The 12870-nt window shown below is 61.7% G+C and carries 13 protein-coding genes; 7 read left to right on the top strand and 6 right to left on the bottom strand.

Features of this window, described 5'->3' with window-relative positions:
• Positions 1-14 precede the first annotated feature (14 nt).
• Positions 15-1184: an ABC transporter ATP-binding protein gene (locus KR100_RS10310; RefSeq protein ID WP_038545566.1), complete on the top strand. Its 1170-nt coding sequence runs from the start codon at positions 15-17 to the stop codon at positions 1182-1184.
• Here the strand turns inward: KR100_RS10310 and gloB are convergent.
• Positions 1114-1863, bottom strand: coding sequence for a hydroxyacylglutathione hydrolase (gene gloB / locus KR100_RS10305; RefSeq protein ID WP_038548605.1), 750 nt, complete (start codon positions 1861-1863; stop codon positions 1114-1116). The two genes, KR100_RS10310 and gloB, sit on opposite strands and share 71 nt — an antisense overlap.
• Before the next feature lie 40 nt (positions 1864-1903).
• Between gloB and hisG the strand changes: the two genes are divergently transcribed.
• Genes hisG through KR100_RS15055 form a run of 3 tightly spaced genes read left to right on the top strand, consistent with a single transcriptional unit; the run spans position 1904 to position 4838 of the window.
• Entirely contained in the window at positions 1904-2557 is a 654-nt protein-coding gene (gene hisG, locus KR100_RS10300; RefSeq protein ID WP_038545564.1) for an ATP phosphoribosyltransferase, read from the top strand.
• Positions 2557-4335, top strand: coding sequence for an ABC transporter ATP-binding protein (locus KR100_RS10295; protein WP_038545561.1), 1779 nt, complete (start codon positions 2557-2559; stop codon positions 4333-4335). The genes hisG and KR100_RS10295 overlap by 1 nt, the downstream gene beginning before the upstream one ends.
• Complete coding sequence (locus KR100_RS15055; RefSeq protein ID WP_071839994.1) at positions 4335-4838, top strand: GNAT family N-acetyltransferase; 504 nt, start codon at positions 4335-4337, stop codon at positions 4836-4838. The genes KR100_RS10295 and KR100_RS15055 overlap by 1 nt, the downstream gene beginning before the upstream one ends.
• On the opposite strand, the gene KR100_RS10285 is transcribed toward KR100_RS15055, so the two are convergent.
• Genes KR100_RS10285 through KR100_RS10275 form a run of 3 tightly spaced genes read right to left on the bottom strand, consistent with a single transcriptional unit; the run spans position 4738 to position 7311 of the window.
• A complete protein-coding gene (locus KR100_RS10285) occupies positions 4738-5529 on the bottom strand; it encodes a TIGR04283 family arsenosugar biosynthesis glycosyltransferase (protein WP_071839889.1) in 792 nt (263 codons plus the stop codon). The two genes, KR100_RS15055 and KR100_RS10285, sit on opposite strands and share 101 nt — an antisense overlap.
• Positions 5526-6179 (bottom strand): TIGR04282 family arsenosugar biosynthesis glycosyltransferase, encoded by a 654-nt coding sequence (locus KR100_RS10280; protein WP_038545555.1) that lies wholly within the window; start codon positions 6177-6179, stop codon positions 5526-5528. The genes KR100_RS10285 and KR100_RS10280 overlap by 4 nt, the downstream gene beginning before the upstream one ends.
• 1 nt (position 6180) lies before the next feature.
• A complete protein-coding gene (locus KR100_RS10275) occupies positions 6181-7311 on the bottom strand; it encodes a trypsin-like peptidase domain-containing protein (protein WP_038548599.1) in 1131 nt (376 codons plus the stop codon).
• A gap of 84 nt (positions 7312-7395) precedes the next feature.
• Between KR100_RS10275 and dnaA the strand changes: the two genes are divergently transcribed.
• On the top strand, positions 7396-8802 hold the full coding sequence (gene dnaA / locus KR100_RS10270) for a chromosomal replication initiator protein DnaA (RefSeq protein WP_038545551.1): 1407 nt from the start codon (positions 7396-7398) through the stop codon (positions 8800-8802).
• Between the two features lies 1 nt (position 8803).
• Here the strand turns inward: dnaA and KR100_RS10265 are convergent, their stop codons facing one another.
• Together KR100_RS10265 and KR100_RS10260 are read right to left on the bottom strand one after the other, a co-directional pair.
• Positions 8804-9493, bottom strand: coding sequence for a ParB-like protein (locus tag KR100_RS10265; RefSeq protein WP_239420313.1), 690 nt, complete (start codon positions 9491-9493; stop codon positions 8804-8806).
• 21 nt (positions 9494-9514) lie between these two features.
• The gene (locus tag KR100_RS10260; protein ID WP_038545548.1) at positions 9515-10747 is read right to left on the bottom strand and encodes a glutathione S-transferase family protein; all 1233 of its coding nucleotides are present in this window, start codon (positions 10745-10747) and stop codon (positions 9515-9517) included.
• Between the two features lie 151 nt (positions 10748-10898).
• On the opposite strand from KR100_RS10260, the gene gorA reads away from it, so the two are divergent.
• A complete protein-coding gene (gene gorA / locus KR100_RS10255) occupies positions 10899-12260 on the top strand; it encodes a glutathione-disulfide reductase (protein WP_038545545.1) in 1362 nt (453 codons plus the stop codon).
• A gap of 340 nt (positions 12261-12600) precedes the next feature.
• Positions 12601-12846: a MotA/TolQ/ExbB proton channel family protein gene (locus tag KR100_RS15395; RefSeq protein ID WP_051847459.1), complete on the top strand. Its 246-nt coding sequence runs from the start codon at positions 12601-12603 to the stop codon at positions 12844-12846.
• Positions 12847-12870: the final 24 nt, after the last annotated feature.

Below are 12870 nucleotides of genomic sequence, written 5' to 3'. Positions count from 1 at the left end.
GACAGGAACGCAAAATGAGAGGCGATCATCGCGTTTCGCCGTTGTCCACCACACCTCCGCCGGTCATACCGCCACCGGTGGAGCTTCGCGACCTCTGGCATCGGTTTGACGGGGCTGGCCAGAGCTGGACGCTGAAGGGAATCGATCTGAAGCTGGCCGCCGGTGAGTTGCTGGGTCTGCTCGGTCCGTCGGGTTGCGGCAAGACCACGCTTCTGCGTCTGATCGCCGGATTTGAGAGGCCCTCCCGTGGCAGTGTTCACCTTCAGCAGGGCCTTGTGGCGGGTGACGGTCGCTGGGTCCCACCGGAACGCCGCGGTGTGGGAATGGTCTTTCAGGACTACGCCCTCTTCCCCCACCTGAATGCCTGGCAGAACGCCTGTTTCGGTCTGAGGCCTGGTCAGGATGTCAGCCGTGCTCGCTGGTTGCTTGAGCTGCTCGGATTGGCGGATCTGGAGGAACGGTTCTCCCATCAGCTGTCAGGGGGGCAACGGCAGCGTCTGGCGCTGGCCAGGGCTTTGGCACCGGCGCCCGCCGTTGTCCTGATGGACGAACCGCTGTCCAACCTCGATGTCGAGGTGCGTCTAAGGCTGCGTGGAGAGCTCACATCGGTCCTGAAGCTCTGTGGAGCCAGTGGCCTGATCGTCACGCACGATCCTGGAGAGGCGCTGGCGATCTGTGATCGCGTGGCGGTGATGAATGACGGCCGTTTTGATCAGTGCGCTGAGCCGCGACAGCTTGTTCAGGACCCATCAACGCCTTTTGTCGGACGCTTTGTGCTGCAGGCCAACCTGCTCCCGGTGATCTCCCGCTCATCAGAGACGCTGCATTGCGCCCTGGGTTCCATGCGGGCACACCATTCCGGCCAGGCGACGCTTCCTCCGGGGGCTGGGTCGGTGCTTGTCGATCCAGCCGCCATCAGCCTCGATGTCGACAGCTCAGCCAAAGCCTGTGTGATGGGTCGTGAATTTCTCGGTGAGGGATGGCAGTACCGGGTTCAGCTCGACTCGCAGAGCGTGAGGGTGAATCTTCCCCTCGACCAGGACCATCCCCGCGGGACCCGTTGCCGATTGGGTCTGCGGCCCGAAGCATCCGTTGTGTTGTTTCCTGAGCGGATCAGGCTGCGCGCCAGTGATCCTTGTGATGGCGCAAGCTCCCCAGCTCTTCGGCCGTCGCAGCCTGCATGAACAGATTGGTCTGCTGCTCCAGGGCGATCGTGCTGGGCAGGCTGAGCTCGCCCCGCACACGCAGGCTCTTCACCGCCTGGTAGCGCTGTTGGATGTCGGCGTTTTGCGGACATCGCTCGGCAGCCCAGCGCAGATTGTTCTCGGTGTATTCATGGGCGCAGCACACCTTTGTGGCAGCTGGTAGCAGGGCCAGTCGAGCCAGGGCCTGAAACATGTCGGACGGTGTCCCTTCAAACAATCGACCGCAGCCCCCGGCAAAGAGCGTGTCGCCACAGAACAGGACCGGACCGATTTCGTGATCAGCGCTGTTGGGGACATAGAAGGCGATGTGATGGCTGGTGTGAGCAGCCACATCGATGACGTGAACGTCCTGTCCCATCACCGACAGCCGATCACCGTCAGCGACGGAGATGGTCTGAAACGGGATCCGGCGTCGATCGCTCGCTGCTGCCACCACCTCTGCGTCAGGCCAGCGAAGCAGCAGTTCGGGGGTTCCTCCGATGTGATCGGCGTGGTGATGGGTCTGGAGAACGGCTGTCAATGTCAACCCTTGCTCCTCCAGCCACGTCTGGACAGGAGGAGCAACGGCTGGGTCCACGACAACGGCCTCTCCTCCGCAGATCCAGATCCAGATCACGTTGTCCTGCAGAACCGGAAGGGCGTGGAGGGCGGAGTGCATCGTTAAAGTCCAGCCTGGTTTCCAGGACGGTGCTGACACCATGATCACCGTCGCCTTGGCCAAAGGAGGGTTGCTCAAGCAATCCGTGGCTCGGTTCGCAGCGGCTGGACTGGACTTCTCGGCGTTTCTGGATCCTGATAATCGCCAGTTGATGTTGCCGACACCCTGCGGGCGTGCCAGAGCCCTGCTGGTTCGCAATGGTGATGTTCCGACCTACGTGTCCTACGGGCAGGCCCAGCTCGGGGTGGTGGGATACGACGTGCTGCGTGAGCACCAGCTCCCGGTGGCTCAGCTGGTGGATCTCGGCTTTGGTGGCTGCCGGATGTCCGTTGCCGTCAAGGAGAGCAGTGGCTACCGCCGTGCAGCAGATCTGCCTCCGCACTGCCGGGTGGCCAGCAAATTCACCAACTGCGCCCGGGAGTTTTTTGATGCCCTTGATCTCCCAGTCGAGCTGGTTCAGTTGAACGGATCGGTGGAGCTCGGGCCGATCACAGGCATGTCCGAGGCGATTGTCGATCTCGTGGCGACGGGGCGCACCCTGCGGGACAACGGACTCGTCGCGATCGAGGATCTGTTCCAGTCCACGGCGCGTCTCGTCGGCCACCCTCTCTCCCTTCGCCTCGATGGCGGCGATCTCAAGGCTGTTGTCGAGGCCATGCGAGGGACCTGCGCGACGGCAGGAGTGTCCGGCTGATGCCTGTCGTCAGCGACTGGCGAAGGACGGTTCGCCTCGGTCGATATCTCGGCCATGACCGGCGCCGTCTGCTGCTCACGCTTCTGCTTCTGGTCCCTGTGGCGCTTGCGGGAGCGCTGCAGCCTCTGCTGGTTGGTCAGGCGATCAGCGTGCTTCTTGGAGAGGCCAGCCTTCCCTGGTTGCAGGATCTCCCAGCCGCAGCAGCGATTCGTCTGCTTGTCAGCTGCCTCTTGGTCACCATCGTTGTGCGCATGGGCCTGCAGGGAGTCCAAACCTTCAACATTCAGGCCGTCGGCCAGCGTTTGACAGCCCGGATCCGTGATGAGCTGTTCAGGCATTCCCTATCGCTGTCGCTGCGTTTTCACGATGGAATGCCCGTCGGCAAGTTGCTGACCCGGCTCACCAGTGACGTCGATGCCCTGGCCGAGGTTTTCGCCAGTGGGGCCGTGGGAGTTCTTGGGGATCTGGTCAGCCTGCTGGTGATCGCGGCTTCGATGCTCTTCTTCGAATGGCGTCTTGGTTTACTCCTGCTCCTCACCCAGGTTCCTGTCACCCTGGTCGTCCTCTGGCTGCAAGGTCGCTACCGCAAGGCCAACTACCGCGTGCGCGAGGAACTGTCGCAGCTCAATGCCGATTTTCAGGAAAACCTTCAGGGCCTTGAGGTTGTCCAGATGTTCCGCCGTGAAGCCGTCAATGGTTCCCGTTTCGCCAGAACGGGATCGGCTTATCGCAGTGCGGTGAACGGCACAATTTTTTTTGACAGCAGCATCTCGGCCTTCCTCGAGTGGGTGGCGTTCTGCGCTGTCGCCCTTGTGATTGCTCTCGGCGGATGGATGGTGACCGGTGCGGCGATGGGTCTGGGTACGTTGACGACCTTCATCCTGTATGCACAGCGACTGTTTGATCCGCTGAGACAACTCGCTGAGCGATTCACCCAGATTCAGGGCGGACTCACCGCCGTTGAACGCATCGGTGAATTGCTTGAACAGCCCCTTGAGATCGTCGAGTCGCGCGACGCGGTTCCCCTCGGCTCCAACGGCTCAGGAGAGGTGGTGTTCGAGAACGTCAGCTTCAGCTACCGACCGGACGAACCCATCCTGAGCGATCTTTCGTTCCGGATTGCTCCAGGGGAGCATGTGGCATTGGTGGGTCCGACGGGCTCTGGTAAAACCACCGTGATTCGGCTGTTGTGTCGCCTTTACGAGCCCCAGCGTGGCCGCATTCTTCTCGATGGACTGGATATCCGGCAGCTGCCCATCGCAGACCTTCGCCGACAGCTCGGTGTCGTTCTGCAGGACACCTTTTTGTTCAGTGGCAATGTCGCCGACAATCTCCGCCTGAATGCCGACATCAGTGATCGCACTCTTGCAACGATCTGTCGGGACCTGGGGCTTGAGAGCCTGCTGGCGCGTCTGCCGAATGGTCTTCTCACCGAACTGCGAGAACGCGGAGGCAATCTCTCCTCTGGAGAGAGGCAGTTGCTGGCGGTTGCACGGGTGGCCATTCGTGATCCAGCGGTTCTGGTGATGGATGAGGCGACGGCCTTCATGGATCCTGCAACCGAGGCCTCTCTTCAGCGAGACCTTGATCGTCTGCTTCAGAAGCGCACCGCCGTTGTGATCGCCCATCGCCTTGCAACTGTGGAGGCATCGGACCGGATTCTGGTGTTGCGCCAGGGCCGCTTGATCGAGCAGGGCACCCATCTTGAGCTGCGTGCGCGTGGGGGGCTTTACGCTCAACTGGCAGAGCTACAGGAAAAGGGGTTGGCCAGACTTTGATGACCCAGTCGCTGCCGACGGTCACCGAGCCTCTCCAGCAGCTCTATGGATCTGAGGCGCGCCTGTGTCCCTGTGCCAATGACCAGCTCACCCTGATTTTCAGCCAGACACGCCCGTTTGATCTGGTGGAGCTGGAGCAGTTACTCGAGGCCGTGGGCTGGAGCCGCCGACCGGTGCGAAGGGTCAGGAAGGCCTTGGCCAACAGTCTGCTCAAAGTTGGCCTTTGGCGTCATGACCCACGGGTGCCTCGCTTGGTTGGATTTGCCCGCTGTACAGGCGATGGTGTCCTGGAGGCCACGGTCTGGGACGTGGCGGTCCATCCCCTGTATCAAGGCTCCGGCCTGGGAAGTCAGATGATGGTTTATGTCCTCGATGCGCTGCGGGAGATGGGGACTGAGCGCGTCAGTCTCTTCGCTGATCCCGGTGTGGTGAGCTTCTACCAGCGTCAGGGTTGGGAGCTGGAACCGCAGCAGCATCGTTGTGCTTTCTGGTACGCGAGCTGATCGACGACGCTCGGTAGGCATCGGCGAGCAGAACTGGGTCTTCTCCAGCGCGCCAGCGCGATCGCAAGCGGGCATTGCGCCAGGCGACCCTCAGCACACCCCTGTCGCTCCAGCGGCGTCCACTGGTTGTGAGGGGTAACCCGAGCTGCCGGATTCTCGCCTGGCCGTTCAGACGCATCACCAGGTCGAGATCCTCCATCAAGGCTAGAGGTTGATAGCCGCCAGCTTTAATCAGCAGGTCTCGGTGAATCAAGAGCCCCTGATCTCCGTAAGGGCGCTGCAACCAGCGGCTGCGCAGGGCCACCGCCCTCTCCAACATTCGCAGCATCAGACGATCTCCTTCAACCTGAAAGTCGAATGTCCAGGCCTGGCTGGCGTTGTCGGGATCGTTGATCACCTTCGAGACGGCTTCAGGCCACTGCGGATTCAGCCGGCTGTCGGCATGAAGCACCAGAAGCCAGTTCTCACGTGCGTTGGCGCTGCCGAGGCGCAGCTGTTGGCCCCGGCCACGTTCCGGACTGCTGAGCACCTCAGCCCCGGCCAGGTGAGCCACGTTGACCGTGGCATCCCGGCTTCCTCCATCCACGACCAGCAGCTGCATGGACCAGGGCCAGCGCGCGAGGTCCGCCAGCAGCAGGGGGAGTGAGCGCGACTCGTTCAACGTGGGAATCACCACTGAGAGCGGCTTCATGTCAGCCAGGGCTGAAGATCGCTGATGCGGTCGATGTCCTGCCGGGATGCGAGCAGAGCCGGATCGAGTCCGGCGGCCTGCGCTCTGTGCATCGTGCTCTCGAGAACGGTGGGGCTACCCCAGGGAATGTCCTGAATCGGCCAGCGCGCTGGCTGCTGGAGCAATGCCTCAGACAGGCCGATCAGCCAGTAGCCACCGTCATCGGCCGGTCCGAGAATGAGGTCTTCCTGCTGCAGGAACTCGACTGCTCTGAGCAGATCATGGTGATTCAGGCCAGGAAGATCGGTCCCGATCAGCAGCAGGCCACGTCCTGGATCGCTTCGTCTGAATGCCATCAGCAGATGCCGAAGCCGGCATCCCAGGGAGCCGCCACGCTGCAGCACCGTCCTGTCGACCTGGAGAGTGCGTCCCCAACGCCTTGCTCCACGAGGTGCGAGACCACTCACAGCGATCGCAAGTTCCAGATGTCCCTCCAGCCGCAGCCGGTTGGCTACCGCCATGGTGTGCGCCAGCAGCTGCCGCTGCAGGTGTGCAGCGCGCTCATCGGCGTGTTGCAAAGGCAGGGAACCCAGATCACTGGTGAGTCGTCTCTTGCAGCGCCCTGCTGATGGCCAGCGCGCCATCACCATCAGCACCGGTTTCGCCGGCATCTCATCCGTTGCGAGGAATTTCGATCGGCAACACCTCCACAATCACGTCCTGCCCTTCGCGCTCCAGGGTGACCTGCATCGGCTCACCGACCTGCCCCTGGTCAACTGCGATCTGAACCTCAGACGGGTTTCTCACCTTGTCTCCGTTCACCTGGCGAATCAGATCGCACTGGCGGATGTCAGCCGCGGCTGCCGGAGAGTCGGCCTCGACGTCGACCACCAGAACCCCATTCGCCTCAGGCACCTTGCATTGCGGGTTGGTGGCATTGATCTCCCTTGCAAGCTGGGGAGTCAGATCCCGTAAGCGCACCCCGAGATACGGATGGGAGGCCTGGCCTGTACTCACGATCTGCTGGGCGATTCGCTTCGCGGAGTTGATTGGGATCGCAAAGCTCAAACCGCCCCCCGGGGCAGCGCGGATGAAGGTGTTCATACCGATCACCTGGCCAGCTGCGTTGATCAGCGGGCCGCCGCTGTTGCCAGGGTTCACAGCGGCGTCCGTTTGGATGTACGGCACTCTTTGGCCGCCACCGTTGTTGGCTTGCGTGCGTCCCACGGCGCTGATGATTCCAGCGGTCACGGTGTTGTTCAGACCGAAGGGATTGCCGATGGCGATGGCCCACTCACCCGGCCGCAAATTGTTGGAGTCCCCGAGTGTCGCCACCGGTAATTCCTCGGCGACCACCTTCACAACGGCGACATCCGTCAGGTTGTCCCCGCCGAGCACCTTGCCGGTGAAACTGCGACCGTCCGGAAGGGTTACGGCCACCTTGTCGGCACCGCGCACAACGTGCTCGTTGGTGAAAATCAGCCCGTTGGAGCGAGTGATGAAGCCGGATCCCTGTCCCTGCTGTCGCTGCGTAGCCGGGCCAAGGCCGAACATCCGACCGAGTGGGTTGTTGATTTCCTTGACCACGTCGATGCGGACAACGGCCGGTCCGACGCGATCCACCGCTTTCACGATCACGTTGTCCCCAGGCTGCAGGGGAGCCGCACGGGGTGAATCGCTCACCACCGGTGGCGCTTTGTCAGGCTGTGCGGAATTCAATCCGAGCTGACTGCGCAACACGCCGCAGGACGAAAGCGTTGTGCTGAGCAGGCCGATCCCAATCCATCTCAGCGAACGCTGCATCATGGCTTCATATTTCCTGACTCATTTAAGACGGACTGCCCCTGAATGCATGCGTAGATTCAGCACTCAGGCAGCTGGGGGTCAGTGGGATACACGGGCGATGAGCTCTGGCGGAAGGTTCAGCAAGAGCTGCAGTCAACGCTCAGCAAGCCCACCTTCGAGACCTTCATCAGGCCAACGGGCTGCAGGGAGTTCGCCAACGGGGAACTGAAGCTGATGGCCCCCAATCCCTTTGCAGGGGTTCGTTTGAAGGAGCAGCTTCTGCCCACCATCGCCGAGTTGGCAGCGGCCGTCTACGGACGTCCGGTGCAGGTGACGGTGCTGACGGAGAGCGCCGTCCCTGCAGGGGTGGAACGGGACCGACAGGGTCCTCGCCGCGACACGGATTCAGCGCCATCTCCGCCGACCGCGTCAGCTCCGGCTGGATCATCGCCGGATCGAACCACCCCGAAGCGGTATCTGCCGGGACTGAATCCTCGCTACGTGTTCAACCGTTTCGTGGTGGGACCCAACAGCCGGATGGCCCACGCAGCGGCGCTCGCGGTGGCGGAGGCGCCAGGGCGCGAATTCAATCCCCTGTTCATCTGCGGTGGGGTGGGCCTTGGCAAAACCCACCTGATGCAGGCCATTGGCCACTACCGACTGGAAATCGATCCCGATTCCCGGGTCTCCTACGTGTCCACAGAAACCTTCACCAATGATCTGATCGACAGCATCCGGAAGGATGGGATGAAGGCGTTTCGTGATCGCTACAGGGCAGCAGACCTGCTGCTTGTTGATGACATCCAGTTCATCGAGGGCAAGGAGTACACCCAGGAGGAGTTCTTCCACACCTTCAATGCGCTGCATGAAGCGGGAAAGCAGGTGGTGATTGCCAGTGATCGCCCGCCAAGTCAGATCCCCCGCCTGCAGCAGCGATTGATCTCCCGTTTTCAGATGGGTCTGATCGCTGACATCCAGGCGCCTGACCTCGAGACCCGCATGGCCATTCTCCAGAAGAAGGCCGAGCAGGAACGCATGGCTCTGCCCAGAGATCTGATCCAGTACATCGCTGGGCGGTTCACATCCAATATTCGGGAGCTTGAGGGCGCGCTCACCCGCGCCGTGGCGTTTGCCTCGATCACCGGTCTGCCGATGACGGTGGAATCGGTGGCACCGATGCTGGATCCCACCGGCCAGGGGGTGGACGTGACCCCTCAGCAGGTGATCGACAAGGTGTCCGAAGTGTTCGACGTGACGCCCGAGGAGATGCGCAGCAGCACGCGCCGACGGGCGGTCTCTCAGGCACGTCAGGTGGGGATGTACCTGATGCGCCAGGGTACCGATCTGAGCCTTCCGCGTATCGGCGACACCTTCGGCGGCAAAGATCACACCACCGTGATGTATGCCGTCGAGCAGGTCGAGAAAAAACTCGCGACGGATCCCCAGCTGGCTGGGCAGGTGCAGAAAGTGCGGGATCTGCTTCAGATCGATTCCCGCCGCAAGCGCTGATCTACCGGCAGGAGCGTTTGTCGCCACGCCAACCCGCCAGGCTGGACGCTGAAGGAGAGCACACCAGGCGTCTGGCTGCTGGTAATGCTGGCTCCAGTTGTCTTGAACTGAATGGCGGAAGGGGACGTCGCCGCAGCCAGGCTCCCCAGCGAAACTCGTGATACGGGATCTGGGCCTGGGGTTTGATGGCGCCCTCCTTCTTCAGCTTCCACACCAGACTTCGGTAGGGATCGTCGTCCAGGTCCATGAGTGATGTGGGGAGCTCTTCGGAGGCCCTTGGTCCCTGGCCACGCCCGTCATAGAGGTACAACCAACCCTGTTGCTGCAGGAACCGGAGAACGTCGTCGCGCTCTGAGAACGGCAGGTCGGCGATGACGTATCCCCAGGCGCTGGCATGGGCATCAAGACCATGCAGCCCCCGCAGACGGTGGTGACGGTCCACCATCCAAAGTTTCCCGGCTGCGCTTCGCACCAGGGGGACGGGTTTGCCTTTCAGGTAGTCGAGCCGCTCCTCCCGGCTGTCCTTGGAGAAGTCCTCCTGGCGAGCCCACACTTCAGCGAGGCCGATGCACCACTGGGTGGGTTGCAGCTCGGCAATGGACACCTCGATCAGCTCAGTGTCTTTCCCCGCTTCCGGAATTCGTTGGTAAGGGGGGAGGGAGAGGGACACACCGGGTGCCATCGATCCCATCACTATGGCCGACTTGCGGCGTCAGCTTGCCGTTCGAAACGCTTCCGGGTTCTGGTCCAGCCGATCGTGAAGCGGCAGTGGTCGAGGATGTTCGGAACCATCCAGAGCCGCTGTTGCCTCGAGAGCCTGACGCAGAAGCCTGGCCGCGGGCAGTGGCATGTCGCGAGGAACCGAAACGCGATCGCGCAGATAGCGAAGAGCAGCAGCACTGCCGGCTCTGGGATGGCAATCCTGCTTGCTCATCAGATGGGTCAGGGCGCAGCGCAGGGGCTGGTCGAACCGCGCGGCACCAAGCAGGTTGCTTGCCAGCAAGGCCTTGCGGTGACGCAGAACCCTGCTGAGCGCTCGGGCCGCCATCCCCTGGTTCGAGGCATCAGGCCATTCCCCTTCGTCCTGGCCGAGGCCTTCTCCGCGATCGATGCGGCTGGCGAGCGCCGCCGCTTCGGGGTTGTCATCGGACCAGCACCCTCCCATCTGGGGAGGCAGGTCGTGGGCATGGGTGTGCATGTCGCTCTGGGTGCCGCGATAGGTCTCCAGCTGCTCAAGGGCGACGAACCAGCTGCCGATGGCCGGATGCTCCTGCCTCAGGCGAAAGCCCTTGTAATAAGCCAAGGAGGCATTCATCCGTTCCACATAGGGAACGAAGACGAGGTCCACGGAACCCGGGCCATCAGGATCCAGCCATGGACCCGGTAGGTGGTTCATCTCCTGTTCCAGCCGTCTTGCGACTGCCTGGAACTGATCACGGGCCTGATCCTGCTGACGTTTGGTCAGTCCAGGAGAACAGAGCCAGAGGCACCAGGCACGAAACAGCAGACGTTCAAGTTGCCTTAGATGCATCGCCCGATCTGATTCAAGGGGCAGGCCCAGAGCACCGAAGGCCCGTTCCAGCCTGAGAAGGATCACATCGCTTTCGGTGATCAGGTCCCCATCAAGTTCAAGGGCCGGCAGCATTCCTGAGGGCACTTTCTCGAGAAACCAGGGTTCCTTTCGCCCGTAGCAGCGCATTGTCACCTTGCGAATGCGGTACGGAATTCGCTTGCACTCCAGCCATAACCAGACCTTCTGGCAGTAGGGACACCAGGCGTGATGGTCCCTGTAGAGGGTCACTCGTACAGCGGCTTCGGGATGTCCAAAAAGTCGCAGATGCGACTGGGCGTTCGTCGCTCCGTTGATCCGATCCGTCTCGGGAACGGTCAAACGCTCCAGTTCAGGCCATGTCAGCGGTTCAACGGTTTCCGATGAAGGGGGCATGCAACACGGGTGCCCGGGCACCCCGTCCAAAGGCCTGCCATTCTCCCAGTTTCTTCATGGGAGCCGAACAGTCCTGCCGCCGCTGACCCATGTCCAGGCGTTCACCATGCACGGTCAGGATCGTGACAATGAATGCAGTGGTTGCTCCTGAATGGACGCCGATTTTGATCTTATCGTTCTTGGAGCCGGCTCTGGTGGCCTTGCAGCGGCGAAACGGGCAGCTCGTCATGGCGCCAGGGTCGCGATCGTGGAAGGTGACAGGGTTGGTGGCACCTGCGTGATTCGCGGCTGTGTCCCCAAGAAACTTCTGGTGTACGGGGCTCGGGCTCGCCACCAACTGAGGGATGCACCCGCCTACGGGCTCAGCATTCCCGAAGTTGATTCCGACGTCAGCGACCTGCTGCAACGGGTGCGTGCCGAGGTGGATCGCCTCAATACCCTGCACATCAACTTTCTCGAGAAAGCGGGAGTTGAGTTGATTCGCGGCTGGGGTCGCCTCACCGGGTCCCACAGCATCGGGATCGCTTCAGATCGTGATGGACCGATTCAGCATCAACTGACAGCCACCAGGATCCTGATTGCTGTCGGTGGACGTCCTGCTTCTCCGGCAGTGCCCGGTGTTGACCTTGCCTGGATCAGCGACGACATGTTCGAGCAGAAGACCTATCCGGACGCCGTGGTGGTGGTGGGTGCCGGATTCATTGCCTGTGAATTCGCATCCATTCTCAGGGGCCTCGGGCTCTCGGTCACGATGGTGGTGCGGGGAGATCGTCTGCTGCGCGGGTTTGATCACGAACTGGCTGACGCCGTGCTTGATGCGATGCGGGACAGCGGGATCCACGTGCAGTTCGGTGTGAGTGTCAAGGCCATCGATGGTGAACCTGGTCATCTCCGCGTTGAGCTCACTGACGGCCTGACCATTCCCTGCGGCGGTGTGTTGATGGCCACCGGACGTCGCCCCTGGCTGGCTGGACTCGGTCTGGAGTGTGCGGGCGTGCATCTGGAGGATGGCCGCATCCCCGTCGATGCTGATCAGTGCACGAATGTTCCCCACATCTATGCCGTTGGGGATGTCACCGATCGCGTCAATCTCACGCCTGTCGCGATCGATGAAGGTCGGGCATTTGCGGACAGTGTTTTTGGAGACCGTCCCCGCCAGGTCGATCATGATCTGGTCGCCAAGGCGGTGTTCTGCGACCCGGAACTTGCTTCGGTGGGTCTGTCGGAACAGCAGGCGACTGAACGTTTCGGACGAGACGGGATTGCGGTGCACCGGGCCCGTTTCCGTTCGATGGAGAGGGCTCTGCCAGCCGATGGTCACCGCTGCCTTCTCAAACTGATCGTCGATCAATCCACGGATCGGGTCGTGGGATGCCACATGGTGGGCGAGCACGCCGCGGAAATCATTCAGATGGCGGCGATTCCCCTCGGGATGGGCGCCACCAAGGCGGATTTTGATCGCACCATGGCCCTGCATCCATCGGTATCCGAGGAGTTCGTCACGATGAGCTGAACAGGCTTTGGCGTCTGTCAAGCAGGCCGGCAACAAGGCAAAACAGGCATTTGCACTTAACTTCTTGCGAGTCGCATCGACTGGGTGTTCGGGCCTGACGTGCTCAGGCAAGGAGGTGTTTTGATGGCACCTATTTTGCTGTTGTCCATCGCGGTCATGGCCGCCGGAGTGAATCGCCTCCAGCACTGGTTTCATTGGAGCCGCTCAGCCAGCAGTCGGATTGATGAGTTGAGGCAGAGTCTCCAGGTCCTTCAACCTCTGGACGCAGAACGGGAGCTGAACCAGCGCTTGCGTCGCCTGGATCGACAATTCAGTCGATGGGAACCCAGTCTCGATCGCCATGGTGCTGGGCCCTCTCCTGGGGCTTCTCAGCACGGTCCTTGGCCTGATGAAGCTGTTGCAGAAGCTCGGCCCCGAAATGCTTTTGCCTAGGGGAGATTCCCTGATCGTTGACTACGGTCAGATCCTGGTTGGAACGGCTTTGGGCCTGCTGGTGTCTGTCGTCGCGTTAATTGTTCAACGTTTGAACCGCATGCAGCGACGCTCGGTCATCGCTGGCCTGCGTGAGGCCTGTTCGTCGCTCTGATGCCTCTTGTGCTGGCTCTCACTG

Source organism: Synechococcus sp. KORDI-100 (assembly GCF_000737535.1).
Lineage (GTDB): Bacteria > Cyanobacteriota > Cyanobacteriia > PCC-6307 > Cyanobiaceae > Parasynechococcus.
Note: the sequence above shows the minus strand (reverse complement) of the source record. Positions and strands in the feature narration are given on the sequence as shown.